Origin of the sequence: Ornithinimicrobium sp., from assembly GCF_030537745.1 — a bacterium.
Lineage (GTDB): Bacteria > Actinomycetota > Actinomycetes > Actinomycetales > Dermatophilaceae > Ornithinicoccus.
Genome location: NZ_JAUNVI010000008.1, coordinates 37,290 through 51,488, shown reverse-complemented (window position 1 = coordinate 51,488; position 14,199 = coordinate 37,290). Strand labels below are relative to the sequence as shown.

Here is a 14,199-nt window from a genome sequence, read left to right as displayed (position 1 = left end):
GGTCGACCGGTCGCCACCACTCCCAGTGGCCCGCCGTGCGACCGTGACCCAAGGAGAACGATCATGAGCACAACCCCGCAGGCCTCTGCTGCTCCCGAGTCCACCGACGACTCGGCGGCGACCACCGAAGTGATGACCAGTCTGCAGGAGACAACCATCGCTCCCACGCCCGCCGCTGTCGCCAGTCCGGAGGCGGAAATGTCCGAGGGTGAGCAGGAAGGTGGACCCGAGAGTGAGGATGAAGAGCAGGCTGAAGGTGGGGACACGCCTGGCGTGCCGGGCCGCCGCTCGGCCCGGACGGAGGACCTCGTCAAGGAGGGCGAGATCGCGGCGGACTTCCTGGAGGCGCTGCTCGACATCGCCGACCTGTCCGGGGATCTGGAGGTCGACATCGAAGGCAACCGTGCCGCGGTCGGCATCGTCGACTCCGAAGATGGCGCGGCACCCAGCCGTCTGGTCGGGACTGGCGGTCAGGTCCTTGAAGCCCTGCAGGAGCTCACCCGGCTGGCTGTCCAGGCCGAGACGGGGGAACGCAGTCGGTTGATGCTCGATGTGGCTGGCTACCGCGCGGACCGTCGCGCGCAACTAGTGAAGGCGGCGCACGCCGCGATCAGCGAGGTGCAGGAGTCTGGCCGCCGCCGCGAACTGGAGCCAATGACCGCCTTCGAGCGCAAGGTGGTCCACGACGAGGTGCTCGCAGCCGGCTTGCACTCGGAGTCTGAGGGCGTCGAGCCCTCCCGCTTCGTCGTGATTCTTCCTTCGGCCTGATCTCGCACGACCACGACGACCAGCTAGATGAGCCACATCCCCGAGCCGGTCCAGAAGGCCCCGGCCCCGCCGGCAGAGGCGAGGGAGATTTTTGGCGACCGACTCGAGCTGGCAACCCGGTATGCCGACCTGCTGGCGACGACAGGCATCTCACACGGACTGGTGGGCCCCCGTGAGGCGCCACGGCTGTGGGAGCGGCACCTGGTCAACTGCGCGGTGATGGAGTCGCTGCTGCCCACGGGAGCGCACGTCATCGACATCGGTAGCGGTGCCGGCCTTCCTGGCATCGTCCTGGCGATCGCGCGACCGGACCTGCAGATCGACCTCGTGGAGCCTCTGCTTCGGCGCACCGTGTGGTTGAGGAGCACCATTGAGGCACTGGAACTGCCTCACATCAGAGTGCACCGAGGACGGGCCGAAGACTCGTGCCTGACAGCACCGTTCGTGACAGCCCGGGCGGTAGCGTCCCTCGACAAGCTCATCCGGTGGACCTTCCCGCTGCTTGAGCCCAAGGGCCACCTGCTCGCGCTCAAGGGTGAGGCGGCTGCCGCTGAGCTAGCCGCTGCACAGAAGTTGCTGCGCAAGCTGGGTGTCGAGCGCGCCGAGCTCCGGGTGATCGGGCAAGACAGTGTCAGCGAACCCGTGCGTGTGGTCGACATCGAGGTCCCGCGTGGGCACCACCCGAGGGATGCGCGTCAGAAGGGCGCAGGCGGACGTCAAGGCGCCGGTGGGCACGTTGAGACAGATGGGATAGGTGAGGTGAGAGCAAAAGCGAAGGACCGACAGGACACTGCAGGCTCTCAGTCCCGGGACAAGGCCGCCAAAATGCGCTCCAAGTCTTCCTGACCGGCGAACTCCACGGTGATTTTCCCCTTGCGACGGCCCATCACGACCTGGACCCGCGTCTCCAGACGCTCCGAAAGGTCATGAGCGGCCCGTTCTAGCTCCGGAGCGACCTCCCGGGCGGCAGTGGTCCCACGAGTGCGCGGCGCCGCGTCGCCGCCGAGCAGCACAATCTCTTCGACTGATCGGACCGACAGCCCTTCGGCCACGATCCGCTGCGCCAAGCGTTCCACCGCGGCCCCGTCGCCCAGACCGAGCAGCGCGCGAGCATGGCCAGCCGACAGTACGCCAGAAGCGACCCGCCGCTGCACCAACGGAGGCAGCTTGAGCAAGCGGATGGTGTTGGAGATCTGCGGGCGTGAACGACCGATCCTGGTGGCCAGGATGTCGTGGGTGCATCCGAAGTCGTCCAGCAACTGCTGATAGGCAGCCGCCTCCTCCAACGGGTTGAGACCGGCCCGATGGAGATTCTCCAAGAGGGCGTCGCGGAGCATGTGCTCGTCCTCGGTGACCCGGATGATGGCGGGGATGGTGTCCTTGCCGGCCGCCCTGCAGGCGCGGAGCCGACGCTCACCCATGACCAACTCATAGGGGGGACCGTCGACCTCGTCTGTCGGACGCACCACCACCGGCTGCAAGACGCCCAGCTCGGTGATGCTCGCGACGAGCTCGGCCAGGTCGTCCTCATCGAAAACTTGGCGCGGCTGGCGAGGGTTGGGCGCGATGTCGTCGATCAAGACCTCGGCGAAGTGCGCACCCGGAACCGTCCGAAGGCCAGATTCTGGCGCGTCAGACTCGGGCGCGTCAGGTTCTGGCGCGCCAGAGTCGGATCCCACGGCCGATCGGTCTTGCTGCCTCTGCGAGGTGCTGATGTTTCCCGTGAAACCTTGGTCACCACGCGGGAAGAAGACGTCCGAAGGACGATCCCCCGTTGGTGCGGACGGGATGAGGGCGCCCAGTCCCTTACCAAGACCTCGGCGACGGTCGGTGCTCATGGGGAAACCTCCTGGAGCCGCATCTGGGCGGCTGCCTCTATGTAGGACAATGCCCCGGAACTTCCCGGGTCGTAGGTAATGACGGTTTCGCCGTGGCTTGGCGCTTCACTGACGCGAACCGACCGCGGGATCGCGGCGCGGAGCACCCGGTCACCGAAGTACTCACGGACCTGACCTGCCACATCGGAAGCCAGTTTGGTCCTGGCATCAAACATGGTCAGCAGGATGGTGGAGACCTCAAGGTCGGCATTGAGATGCTGCTGGATCAGGCTGACATTCGCAAGGAGCTGACTGAGCCCCTCCAGCGCGTAGTACTCGCACTGGATGGGGATGAGCACCTCACGGGCTGCGACAAAACTGTTGACCGTGAGCAGTCCCAGGCTGGGCGGACAGTCGATGAGCACCAGGTCCACGTGTTCGCCAGGCCTCAGCCCGGAGAGGTAGGACTGAAGAGCCCTACTCAGTCTGCTTTCACGAGCGACAAGGGGGACCAACTCGATCTCGGCGCCGGCGAGGTCGATGGTCGCGGGGACGCACAGCAAGCCGGGGACGTGGGGACACTCCTGCACCACCTCCGCCATCGTCAGACCGTCGATCAGGACGTCGTAGATCCCCAGAGCCCCGCTCAGGTGCGGGATGCTCAGAGCGGTGCTGGCGTTGCCCTGGGGGTCCATGTCGATCACGAGGACACGCAGCCCAGCCATGGCCATGGCAGCCGCCATATTCACTGCGGTCGTGGTCTTGCCCACGCCGCCCTTCTGGTTGGCGACCGTCACGATCCGAGTTCCGGTCCAGGCGTGGCTGACGATCGGATCCACCCTGAAGGCGTCCGGGAGGGCGGCCGTGGAACTACTGCGGCTATCCACAGGGGGCTCTGGGGTCTCCGTTTCACGTGAAACGAGCTCTTCCTCTGTTTCACGTGAAACGGCGCCCGATACATTGGGTGGGATCGACTCCGGTTCCACAGTCAGGGTGTGGGGCCACCCTAAGGAGCTTGGCCGCTTCGCAGGACTTTGACCTGCAAAGATGCGTTCATCACTGGTGCTAGGCCAACCGAGTGCGGCGCTATCCGTAGAAGTCATGAGAGTCCTATCATCCCCTACGCTCTCGGGCTGCACGCCCACTGGGGTGGATCCGTCGGGAGTGTCGTCGAGACGCCACACACAGAGAACGGCCGTCCACAGGGCTGTGGATAACCCGTGGACGGCCGTGGCTGGGCGCTGAACGTTGCAGCGTGCGTTATCAGCCGGTGAAGTCAGCCAACTCGGCCGCCAACTTACGCTTCGGCAGCGCCCCGACGAGAGTCTTGACGACCTCGCCTCCGGAGTAGACGTTCATGGTCGGGATGCCGGTGATGCCGTACTGCTGCGTGATCGCAGGATTCTCATCCGTGTTGAGTTTGACGATCTTCAGCTTGTCGCCCCACTCTGCGGAGAGCTCTTCGAGGATGGGAGCGATCATCTTGCAGGGACCGCACCAGGGCGCCCAGAAGTCGACGAGCACCGGCCCGTCGTGCTCGAGGACGTCCTGAGAGAAGTCATTGTCGTTGGTCTCGATGATGGCCATGGTGGGGTTTCCTTTCGGCGGTGCGTGGATCAAGCGTAGGGGAAGTGCAAGTGGCGCCTTGCGAGGTGGCTCAGGCGTCGTCGAGAAGAGCCAGGTGTCGCTCAGCGTCGAGGGCAGCGGCGCAGCCGCTGCCCGCGGCAGTGATGGCCTGGCGGTAGATGTGGTCGACCAGGTCGCCGCAGGCGAACACGCCGGGGAGGTTGGTGGCCGTGCTGCGGCTCTCGACGAGGACGTAACCTTCGTCGTCCACGTCCACCTGACCGACGACCAGCTCGTTGCGCGGGTCATGCCCGATAGCGATGAACAGACCGGTGGCTGGCAGGTCGCGAGTTTCGCCAGTCTCGGTGTCCTGCAGGGTGACCGAGGTTAACTTCGGGGATCCGTTGAGGGTGGCGACCGCGGAGTTCCAGGCAAAGCTGATCTTGGGGTCGTTCTGGGCTCGATCGACCATGATCTGGCTGGCACGCAGCTCGTCACGACGGTGGATGACGGTGACGGACCGCGCAAACTTGGTCAGGAAGGTCGCTTCCTCCATCGCCGAGTCGCCGCCCCCCACGACCGCGATGTCCTGGTCGCGGAAGAACGCGCCGTCGCAGGTCGCGCACCAGCTGACACCGTGGCCGGAGAGCTCCTTCTCCCTGGGCAGACCGAGCTCGCGATAGGCCGAGCCCATGGCCAGGATGACCGTCCGCGCTCGATGCACCTTTCCGTCACCGTCGGTGACCAGTTTGATGTCGCCGCGCAGATCGAGGGCGATCGCGTCGTCGCGGACCAGTTCGGCACCAAAGCGTTCAGCCTGCTCCCGCATGTTCATCATCAGCTCGGGACCCATGATGCCGTCGGCGAAACCGGGGAAGTTCTCGACGTCGGTGGTGTTCATCAGCGCCCCACCTGCGGTGACCGAGCCCTCGAAGACGAGGGGCGCCAGGCTGGCTCGCGCCGTGTAGACGGCAGCGGTGTAGCCGGCGGGACCTGATCCGACGATGATGACGTCACGCACCTGCCCGGGCTCGTCCGTCACAGGCGGCGTCTTCGACTCGTCCTGCGGCTGTGGGGAGATCTCGATGATCATGTCGTCCTTCTTCGGGCAAGGGAGTGCCCGGGGTGGTGGTCGGCGTGCATTGGACTCAACCGATCCTAGGTGCCCGATGTTCCCGAGCGACATCGTCTCCTGCGTCGGCGGCTTCGGGGATGAGGTGGCCGGTCAGGGCGCGATGGCGGCGTCGGACAAGGGCTGAGTGTCTGCCGCGTCGACGCATCCTGCGGGCAGGACCCATGCGTGTCCTGAGCCATCGAAGTCACGCCCCAGCAGCACGACGACCGGTTCCTTCGCAGCGTGGGCCGTCGCAGCGAAGTAGTTGTCCCAGGCCCCGTCGCCTGCGACGGCGATCCAGCATGAGTTCGCTTGTGTCACAGTCAAAGTCGACGCCGAGGAAGGTTTGGAGGCGGACTCTGCGGCGGCGCTGATGAGGGGCGCGTAGCCGTCCGTGCTCAGGGCAGGAAGGTCGCCGAGGTCGGGCACCAGGATGATGGAGCGTGCCGCGTAAGGCAGGGAGGTGTCGGCCTGACCACTATCGGTCTGGCTCCCCTCGTCCGCTGCTCCGGCAGCGGCCTGCTCCTGCGCCTCCCCCGACGCGGCTGCTGCGGGCGGTCCTGCCTCAGCGCCGCCGCTCGCATCGTCAGCCTGAGCGCCGGAGTCCGCCCCAGCACCGTCGTCGGCGGAACGCCCGGTGGTAGGGGCGAAAGCGGCAGAGTCCGCCCCGGGGGTGCCACCGAAGCCGACGAACTGGTTGATAGCCACCGTGGTGAGCATGAGGCCGACCGCAGCGGCGCCGAGGATAGCCAGCGTCCGTCCAGGCCGGCGGGAGGAGCGTTCGGCGGCCAGGTCGATGAGGTTGTCCCCCCGACCCAGTGCGGCCGCCGGAGAAAGGTCGGAGGTGCCATTGGTCCGGTGCTCCTGCTCGATCGCCAACCGAGCCTGGATCCGGGCGATCAGCTCTTCCGGCATCGGTCCTGGCTCCGGGAGGGCCCGTAGTAGTGCGCGCATCCCCGTAGGGTCGGCCTCCCATGGCGTTTCCTCGCCGGGGACGAACGTGCGTCCTAGGTCGTCAGGCACCATCGGTGACCTCCGTTCACGGTTGCATGCTCGAGTGACTCGAGCTGGGCTGGCGGTGGTGGCACGGTCCGGGCGTGCTCATCGGGTATGACGAGCAGAGGCGGCCTTCGGTTCCGAGCGCGGGCGTATGACTCGGGCGGTGCAGGAGAGTAGTCATGGGTCCTCCTTCGAGGGCCGGGATTCGTCGGGGCCCAGCAGTGCTGCCATAGCCTCCCGGCCACGGGAGCATCGCGATTTGATCGTCCCCTCCGCCACCTCGAGGATGGCTGCGGCCTCCGCGACGCTCAGGCCGTGCATGTCGACGAGGGTCAGGGCGAGGCGCTGCCCTTCCGGGAGTTGAGCCAACGCAGCCTGCACGTCCAGACGCACGTCCACGGAATGATGCCGATCCCGTGGCTCGACCGGGTCATGGTCGGCGATGTCAGCAGTCGGCCGCACGCGACGGATCCGATCGAGGCAGGCATTCACGGTGATCCGATGAAGCCAGGTGGTGACCTGGGCATCTCCGCGGAAGGATCCAGCTCGGCGGAACGCATTGAGGAAGGCGTCCTGCACGGCGTCGGAGGCCACCTCGGGGTCCCGTGTCGTGCGCAGCGCCACGGCCCACATGCGATCGCGGTGCCGACGGAAGAGCTCACCGAAGGCGTCCGGGTCGCCGGCTGTATGCCGTTGCAGGATCGCGAAGTCGTCGACTCCTGCGAGCCCTTCCACGTCCGTCATCTGCGTCCACGCGGCCTTTGCTCATGCGCGCCGGGTCCTTGCGTCACACCAGACCCCAGCGGCTCGTGGGCGATCAACGCACCGTGATCTCACGCACGCTGACGATCTCGCCGTCGGGTGAGGTGAAGGCGCGATCAAACCAGAGGATGAGATAACGCCCGGTAGCGGTCTTCTCGGGGGTAGCGGTGAAAGTGCCGCTCGCGGTGTCGTCGGAGCCGAGCACGGTGGCGTCGGTCAACGATGCCTGGTCACTGAGGTAGGCCTTCACGCCCATGTCGCCCTCGCCCAGCAGGACCTCCACCTTGGAGACCTGCGCTCCTTCGCCGAGGTCCAGGACGAGCCCGGTCCCTGTTTTGAGGCTTCCCCAGCCAGGTGAGAGATAGGTGTGGGACTTCCACTCGGTGGCCTCGTCACCATCCACAGCCAACGGGGCCAGAGAGTTGTTCTCGTTGCCGTCACCTTGCGGGTCGAAAGAGGTGATCCCCAGCACCGGTAGCGCTTCGCCATTGCTGACCGGTGCCTTCGGCACGTCCGAGGTCTGGTTGGCCTTGTCGGTCTGGTTGGCCTTGTCGTTGCCCTTGTCGCCCTTGTCTGGTTGGGCAGGAGTGCTGTTGCTGGTGGTCGGTGCGGCTGCGCTGTCCGTGGGTGAGTCACCCATCCCGTTGAGCACGCTCCAGCCAAGGACGGCGGCAAGGCCGAGGATGCCCAGCACGACGAGAAGGACGGCCAGGGTCTGGCCACCAGTGCCGCGTTCCTCTGGCAGCCCGTCCGGATCCGGCTCAGATCCCGAACGGCCAGGTGGCTGCGCCCGTCGTGGGCGACTCTCAACGCGCTCACCCGTGCTCCGGATGCCGAGCAGGTCGGCGGTGGAGGTGCGATCAGACCCGCGCGCGCCAGCGCCTGCCCCGGAAGCAGCCAGCGGGGCGTCGGTGTCATCGCGGCCCCCGAGCAGCCGGTCCACGTCACCGGTGCCCTCCCGGTCGGCTTGCGGACGGGCATCGCCAGCCTCGCCATCGGACTGACGGTCGGGTCCGCCGCGGCTCCGGTCTGCCGGGTTGAAGGGCGCACCCCCCGCTGCTGCGGACCGGTAGAACGGCTTAGGCACCAGCGACGTCGCGTCGTCATCGGTCCTGGTGGGGTGCGCGGCCGTGGCGGCGGCGCTGGCGCCTGCCACTGCGGCCATCGCCCCCTTGGTCGCATCGTCCAGCCCGTGCTCTGGTGGAGGCGGCGTCAACGCAGCGGGGCGCTGGTCCCGCACCATCTCCGATGCCCAGGGCGAGAGCTGCCGGGCGAGCTCACCTGGCGTGCCGGGTGCCTTGGCCAGGTCGGCGTCCGAGCCGTGGACCAGGCGGCAGAGCGCGTCAAGGTCGCCGGGCACGCCACCGACCAGCTCCGACGGGGCGGGGAAGGAGCCGTCCTCGAGCCTACGGGCGCTTCGAACCCCCACGAGCTCTTCTGCAGGCCACTGGCCGGTGAGCGCGACATACAGGAGGGAAACCAGGTCGGCGGCGTCGATGAGGGACGCCTCCACTGGCGTCACATCGTCGACGCCCTCCAGGGCCGCCGACATCCCGACCCCAGAGACCTTGACGGTGCCGTCGCTGGTGCGCAGGACCGAGTGTGGGTTGAGGTAGAGGTGGTGCAAGCCTCTACGGCGGGCGGACTCCAGGCCTGCGGCACTCTCACCCACGATGCGCCGGGCCTCTTCAGCTGGGAGCGGCCCGGTGGCGACGAGGGAGGCGAGAGACTCAGCCTCGCTCAGACCCTCCTCGATGATCCACGCGAGCCCGTCCTCCTCGCCGACGTCCAGGACGCGGACCAGCCGGGGGTCGTCAACAGAGGCGACCTGTCTCGCGGCGTCGAGCACGGCGTGCGCGGACTCGGTGTGCTCCGCTCCCGCGGGCAGGGCGGTCACGGCCACCAGCCGCCCCAGCGTGATGTCGTGCGCCGACCAATAGTCGAGCGTGCCACCCTCGCGCCGGGCCAGCAGCTCGTCGAGGATGTAGCGGTCGCCCAGCCGGGTGCCCACCTCGAGCCGGTCCATCTCGCCGTCCTTCCCAGCCACCCCGGTCGGGGGGCCGTCCCACCCTAGTGTGTCAAGGACAGGCACCGTCTCGGTCACAGACTCGCTGGTCAACTGATGGCCGATGGTGCCCACGCCCGGTCGGCTCGTGTCGTCGGGGTGCGTGGCCGTGCCGGCAGGTAAGTCTTGGGCAGGGGCAGGGGCAGAGGCAGAGGTTGGGGGCGGGGGAGCCGGCGCCCACCGCTTGAGCCCCGGAATGCGGCGTAGGAGCGGGCTGGTCACCTCGGCGACCTCGCGGACTCCGAAGAGGTGCGCGAGCACGGCATACACGAGGAGAAACACCGCCCCCGAGACCGCGAGGGTGATCGCTGCTCCCGCGAATCCGGGGCGGTCCAGCAGGCGGATCAGCAACCACATCGGGACCAACGCCAGCGCGGCAGCGGCGGCGGCACGCAGATAGCTCATCCCGACGGCCCGCAGGCCGATCCAGGGGAGCCGGCGACGGACGGCACGCAACCCCAGCACCGCGGCGGTGACCTGGCCCAGAGCCTGACCAAACGCGATGAAGACGGCGACGTGGATGGGGGCTTGCAGGAAGGCGAGGAAGCAGACCGTCAGCAGCACAGTGGTGATGGCCACCTGGAACAGGAAAGGGGTGCGCGCGTCCTCGAAGGAGTAGAAGACTCTGGCGCAGAACAGATAGACGCCATAGGGCACGAGGCCGAGGACCAGCGCGATGAGAATGGTGCTGATCGCGCGGTGCGACTCGGGACTGTTGCCGGGATAGATGACGCGGGCCAGCAGTGGGGCCAGCACCAGCATGCCGATGGCTAGCGGCACCATGGCCGTCCCGAGCAGCCGGAGCCCGCGTGCGACGTGGACCGCCATGCCGCGGCGGTCACCGACCGCGGCCGCCTTGGTCAACACCGGGTAGATGGTGGTGAGCAGGGAGAGCGCGATGAGCGAGTGCGGCAGGACGAAGATGGAGAAGGCGTAGTCGTAGGCGGCCTTGCCCGGCGCGTCGGGGACGATCTTGACGGCCCAGTTGAGCAGGTTGGTCGCGGTGATCACGCCCGTCTGGGAGAGCGCGACGTCGGCCAGGGCCCAACCGGCCATCACGGAGGCGGTGCCCAGCCCGACCCCGCGGAAACCCCAACGGAAGCGCCACTGAAAACCGGTGGCTCGGACCGCGGGGAAGAGCACGAGCGCCTGGACGACGATGCTCAGCGTCGCGGACCCCGCGAGCAACCAGATCATCCCGCTCGTCCACTCCTGCAAAGGGAGCAGGGCCGCGTCGGGATAGCGCCGCATGAAAACGAGGATGCCGGCGATGGCGATGACGTTGGCCAGCGCGGGGGACCAGGCGAAGGCGGCGAACCGGTGATAGACGGCCAGGATCTGTCCGAGCAGGGTGTGCAGTCCGTAGAAGAGCATCTGCGGGATGCACAGGTAGGCGAAGAGGATCGCCAGGTCGAGCATGGGATCGCCCCACGGGAAGGTCAGCATCGTGACCTTGGTGGCCAACGGCGCAGCCAGCACGAAGAGCACGGTGCCGACTCCGAGGATCACCACCGACAGGGTGAGGAGCCGGTCGCTGTAGTCCTGCCCCTCCTTGCCGCGCGTGAGCGCCCGCGTCAGCTGCGGCAAGAGGAGCACGTTGAGGACGCCTGCGGCCAGCAGCAGATAGATCGTGTTGGGGATGGTGTTGGCGGTCTGCCAGACGTTGGCGGCCGGCGTCAGGTTGCCGATGGCGTAGGCCAGCAGCGCCATCCGGACCACGCCGAGCACCCGGGAGACCAGGGTGCCACCGGCCATCACCACGCTGGAGCGGGCCAGGGAGCTCGTCGAGGACGGGTTGCCGCTCATGGATGTTTCTCCTGGTGCTTCGCCTCGGGCGGGGTGCTGGCGGCTGCGACGACCCGGCGGGGCGTCGATCGAAGCGTGCGCACCAGACCCAGGACCAGGACGATACCGGCGATGCTGCCGAGCACCCAGTAGATCCACACCCCGGTCGGTTGCACGCGGACCTCGACGGCCGTGCTGTCGCCGAGCGTGGTGCCGTTGGGCGCGGTGAGCCGGGCCGTCACGGTGGTCTGTCCCCGGGTGACGGCGCGCGCGGTGAAGGAGACCGTGGCCCTGCTGCCGGCACCGATCGAGACGGGCTCTGGCTGATCCACGATCTGCAGGATGCTCGATCCGGAAAGCAGCTCCACCTCGACGTCCTCGACTGCGACCGGCAGATCGTTGACGATGGTGACCCGCATCAGGCCTTGGTCGGACAGAAAGTTGACGGTGCTCGGGTTGACGTGCAGGGCGGCGCGGGAGGCCAAGCTGTCATCCCGGATGTGACGCCAGATCCTGGACCAGTCGTCGGTCGAGGCCCGCCAGCGCGTTGACCACATCCCGGCCAGGACAGGTTGCCAGGAACGGACGGCGTCATCATCGGCCAGGACCTGCACGAGACCTTCCAGCTCTTGCTCCAGACGCGTCAGGCTTGCAGCCGAGCGTGGGTCGAGCGGGCTGTCAGGGGTCTGGAGGTAGGTCGTGAGGTCGCGCAGGGCGCTCGGGTCGGGACCGACCTGGGTCAACTCTGCCGGCGCAGTGGTGGCCGCGCCCGCCAGGATCGAGCCCGCCGAACGCGGCTGCACCCAGGGCGCCGAGGCGATGCCGTCCGTCAGTTCTTCGAGCACCGCGGCAGGGGCGAGCGTGCCGCGCTCCGCCGCCACCAGCAGGGAGCGTTCGGCCTGGGGGTCTTCCAGCCAGGCCGCGAGACTGTCGCCCAGCATCCGTTGCACGGTGGCGCCCGCGCCGGTGTCCGCGGCGATCTGCCGGGAGCCGGTCAGCAGCGCCGAGGCCCGGGAGTCCGCGGCGAGGGCGATCAGGTCGTCAGGATTCTGCAGGGGGACTCCGGCCCGCGTGGTCGGGGCGTCGGTGGAGCCTGTCACCGACTCCCGCGGCAGCACCACCGCACGCAATCCCTCCTCGTCCTGGCTGGACGTCACCCTCGTCGTCATAGCGCTCGCGGCCGAGTCCTGGTCGGACGTCCTGCTTGGCGTCGCAGCGCTAGGAGGGCTTGCAGTGCTCGTAGGGCTCGTAGTGCTCGCAGCCGACCAGAGAGTCTGCAGGAGGCGAAGGTCGGTCGGGGTGGCGGTCGGCAGCAGTGGCCAGGCGATGTCGGTGCGACCGCGCCGCAGCAGCCTCTCGACCTGCACTGATCCCTGCGGCGAGCGCTCAAGCAGGGCTGCCATGGTGGCGCGCGTGCGCTCGGAGACAGTGCTGTCGCGCTCCAGGCCGACCATGGCCGCCAGGTCCGGGTCGTCGGTAGGCAGCCACCACAGGTTGTCGTCCGGATGCGCAGCGAGCAGGCCGCGCAGCGTGACCAACACGTCCTCCACCGATCTCTTGGTCGGGATGTCTGGGGCTGGAGGCGGGGAGTCCTCCCCGGTGGTGCTCGGTGCCGATGGCGTCCCCGGCTCCCCGCTCGTCACCGCGGCACTGTCGTCACTGGTGGCAGTGTCGTCACTGTTGGCACCGCCGCTCCCGTCGGCACCGGTCGACGCCTCCGCGCCATCCTGCCCGGTCGGGGCCGGTGCGCCAGTGCCGGAGACGCCAGGCGCTGCGGTCGTTGTGGCGGTGGGTGGTGCCGGCTCCTGGGTGAGGTCCGTGGTCGGTTCGGGCGTGGGTTGCGAGTCGGGTGCCTGCGATGGCTCCGGTGGGCTCACCACGAGAGCGCTCTGGGGATGGCGAGCCACCAGGAGGGCAGGGTCGACCATCCAGGTGATCCCGGGGACATCCATCCTCTCCAGCCACGTGCGGGCGGGGGAGCCGGGTCCGGTCGCCTCCACCCAGGCACGGTTTCGCACCTTCTCCACCGGGTCGCTGAGGTCGGGGTCGGCAGGCACGGTCAGGGGGACCAGCCACGACATACCCAGGGGTTGGTCGACCAGTTCGGTGCCAGTGACAACCAGGACCGTGCGCAGCATGGTCGAGCCAACGTCCTGTTCCACCTGCTGGCTTGCAGAGCTGTCCGCCACCGTTGCGACCTCGGCCGGCGGGGCGTCGAAGGTCTCTAGCTCCAGCGCCAGGACCCCTGGGTCGGCGGGCAACCCGGCCAGCACCTCTGCCTCGAGGGTGACTGTGAACGGGATCTGCGCACCCGCGGCGACGACCGGCCCGACCGTGTCCTGGCCCAGGCGCCAGGTTGCCTCCCGGCCCGGCGACTCGGGGTCACCGACCCAACGGTCGATGGCCCGGCGATCGCGCAGGGTGGTCCAGGAAGCGTCCACGACGAGAGTATTGACCCGGCGGGACGTCGTCGAGCCGTTGACGATGTGACCTCGGAGCACCACCGGATCACCGCGCCGCGGCACCGTTGGCTCGACGTCGTCGAGCAGGATCTGCAGCTGCCCGTCGTTGGCGAGGTGGCTGGGGATGACGCTCTCACCCAGAGGGCGATGCGGCCCGGTCAACGGGCTCGACGAGCCGGCTGCCAGCGCAGACGAGCCGACGGCCATCGGCTCGAATGTCAGGAGGAATGCCGCGACGGCCCCGATAGCGGTCCTGGATCGGAGCGCCCACGCGCGTCGGCGGGCAGAGCTGGTCACCGGTCGTCAGGCGCTGCGCGTCAGGCGGGTCCACGCCTCGCGCGCGATCCGGCGTTCGTTGGGGAAGGTGAGCTTGCGGTGCACCTCGTCAAGCGGCACCCAGATCGCGTCGATGGCCTCCTGGTCCGGATCGTTGTCGATCGTGAGCGTGCCACCGGTCGCCTCCAAGAGGTAGTGGTGGACCATCTTGTGGATCCGGTGCGACGGAGTGGTGAACCAGTACTCGATCGTGCCCAGGGTGACGAGGACGCGTCCCTCGATGCCGGTTTCCTCCGCGACCTCACGCTCGGCCGTCTGGATGAGGGTCTCGCCAGCCTCCACATGGCCCTTGGGCAGGCACCACTCGACTCTCCCAGAGCGGTTGCGGCGGGCGATGATCGCGATCCGGGCACGGCCCTCGTGGACGTCGATGACCACGCCCCCGGCAGAAGTCTCGCTCACCGACGGCAGGCGCCGCGCGGACGCTTCAGGCCGTGATGAGGTGGTCATCGCCCCACTGTAACCAGTGTGCCTAGACCTGCCCATGGTTACGCTGCCCGGGTCGAAGGTCGCCTACCCTGGATC

Annotated in this window: 11 protein-coding genes; 2 read left to right on the top strand and 9 right to left on the bottom strand. The window is 68.1% G+C overall.

From position 1 onward, the window contains the following. Positions 1-63: 63 nt before the first annotated feature. Entirely contained in the window at positions 64-768 is a 705-nt protein-coding gene (locus Q4P07_RS03330; RefSeq protein WP_303373477.1) for a R3H domain-containing nucleic acid-binding protein, read from the top strand. A 27-nt stretch (positions 769-795) separates the two neighbouring features. Then, the gene (rsmG, locus tag Q4P07_RS03325) at positions 796-1,614 is read left to right on the top strand and encodes a 16S rRNA (guanine(527)-N(7))-methyltransferase RsmG (RefSeq protein ID WP_303373476.1); all 819 of its coding nucleotides are present in this window, start codon (positions 796-798) and stop codon (positions 1,612-1,614) included. Here the strand turns inward: rsmG and Q4P07_RS03320 are convergent. The 9 genes from Q4P07_RS03320 to Q4P07_RS03280 all read right to left on the bottom strand — a co-directional run bounded on the left by Q4P07_RS03320 (position 1,569) and on the right by Q4P07_RS03280 (position 14,124). After that, positions 1,569-2,606, bottom strand: a complete 1,038-nt coding sequence (locus Q4P07_RS03320; RefSeq protein WP_303373475.1) for a ParB/RepB/Spo0J family partition protein — start codon at positions 2,604-2,606, stop codon at positions 1,569-1,571. The genes rsmG and Q4P07_RS03320 overlap by 46 nt on opposite strands. Next, positions 2,603-3,424: a ParA family protein gene (locus tag Q4P07_RS03315; RefSeq protein ID WP_303373474.1), complete on the bottom strand. Its 822-nt coding sequence runs from the start codon at positions 3,422-3,424 to the stop codon at positions 2,603-2,605. The genes Q4P07_RS03320 and Q4P07_RS03315 overlap by 4 nt, the downstream gene beginning before the upstream one ends. Before the next feature lie 424 nt (positions 3,425-3,848). Continuing rightward, the gene (gene trxA, locus Q4P07_RS03310; RefSeq protein ID WP_303373473.1) at positions 3,849-4,172 is read right to left on the bottom strand and encodes a thioredoxin; all 324 of its coding nucleotides are present in this window, start codon (positions 4,170-4,172) and stop codon (positions 3,849-3,851) included. Between the two features lie 70 nt (positions 4,173-4,242). Next, positions 4,243-5,244, bottom strand: a complete 1,002-nt coding sequence (trxB, locus tag Q4P07_RS03305; RefSeq protein WP_303373472.1) for a thioredoxin-disulfide reductase — start codon at positions 5,242-5,244, stop codon at positions 4,243-4,245. 132 nt (positions 5,245-5,376) lie between these two features. Continuing rightward, entirely contained in the window at positions 5,377-6,219 is an 843-nt protein-coding gene (locus Q4P07_RS03300; protein ID WP_303373471.1) for a hypothetical protein, read from the bottom strand. Between the two features lie 222 nt (positions 6,220-6,441). Beyond that, on the bottom strand, positions 6,442-7,008 hold the full coding sequence (gene sigM / locus Q4P07_RS03295; protein ID WP_303373470.1) for an RNA polymerase sigma factor SigM: 567 nt from the start codon (positions 7,006-7,008) through the stop codon (positions 6,442-6,444). 73 nt (positions 7,009-7,081) lie between these two features. After that, positions 7,082-10,897 carry a murein biosynthesis integral membrane protein MurJ gene (locus tag Q4P07_RS03290; protein ID WP_303373469.1) on the bottom strand — a complete coding sequence of 1,272 codons (3,816 nt, stop codon included), beginning with the start codon at positions 10,895-10,897 and terminating at the stop codon, positions 7,082-7,084. Then, entirely contained in the window at positions 10,894-13,635 is a 2,742-nt protein-coding gene (locus tag Q4P07_RS03285; protein WP_303373468.1) for a DUF6049 family protein, read from the bottom strand. The genes Q4P07_RS03290 and Q4P07_RS03285 overlap by 4 nt, the downstream gene beginning before the upstream one ends. A gap of 6 nt (positions 13,636-13,641) precedes the next feature. Continuing rightward, the gene (locus tag Q4P07_RS03280; RefSeq protein WP_303373467.1) at positions 13,642-14,124 is read right to left on the bottom strand and encodes an NUDIX hydrolase; all 483 of its coding nucleotides are present in this window, start codon (positions 14,122-14,124) and stop codon (positions 13,642-13,644) included. Positions 14,125-14,199: the final 75 nt, after the last annotated feature.

Excerpts from the sequence above, each read along its gene's own strand:
- Q4P07_RS03330 (WP_303373477.1), top strand. The coding sequence starts at position 64 with ATGAGCACAACCCCGCAGGCCTCTGCTGCTCCCGAGTCCACCGACGAC.
- rsmG (WP_303373476.1), top strand. The coding sequence starts at position 796 with ATGAGCCACATCCCCGAGCCGGTCCAGAAGGCCCCGGCCCCGCCGGCA.
- Q4P07_RS03320 (WP_303373475.1), bottom strand. The coding sequence starts at position 2,606 with ATGAGCACCGACCGTCGCCGAGGTCTTGGTAAGGGACTGGGCGCCCTC.
- trxA (WP_303373473.1), bottom strand. The coding sequence starts at position 4,172 with ATGGCCATCATCGAGACCAACGACAATGACTTCTCTCAGGACGTCCTC.
- trxB (WP_303373472.1), bottom strand. The coding sequence starts at position 5,244 with ATGATCATCGAGATCTCCCCACAGCCGCAGGACGAGTCGAAGACGCCG.
- Q4P07_RS03300 (WP_303373471.1), bottom strand. The coding sequence starts at position 6,219 with ATGCGCGCACTACTACGGGCCCTCCCGGAGCCAGGACCGATGCCGGAA.
- sigM (WP_303373470.1), bottom strand. The coding sequence starts at position 7,008 with ATGACGGACGTGGAAGGGCTCGCAGGAGTCGACGACTTCGCGATCCTG.
- Q4P07_RS03290 (WP_303373469.1), bottom strand. The coding sequence starts at position 10,897 with ATGAGCGGCAACCCGTCCTCGACGAGCTCCCTGGCCCGCTCCAGCGTG.
- Q4P07_RS03280 (WP_303373467.1), bottom strand. The coding sequence starts at position 14,124 with ATGACCACCTCATCACGGCCTGAAGCGTCCGCGCGGCGCCTGCCGTCG.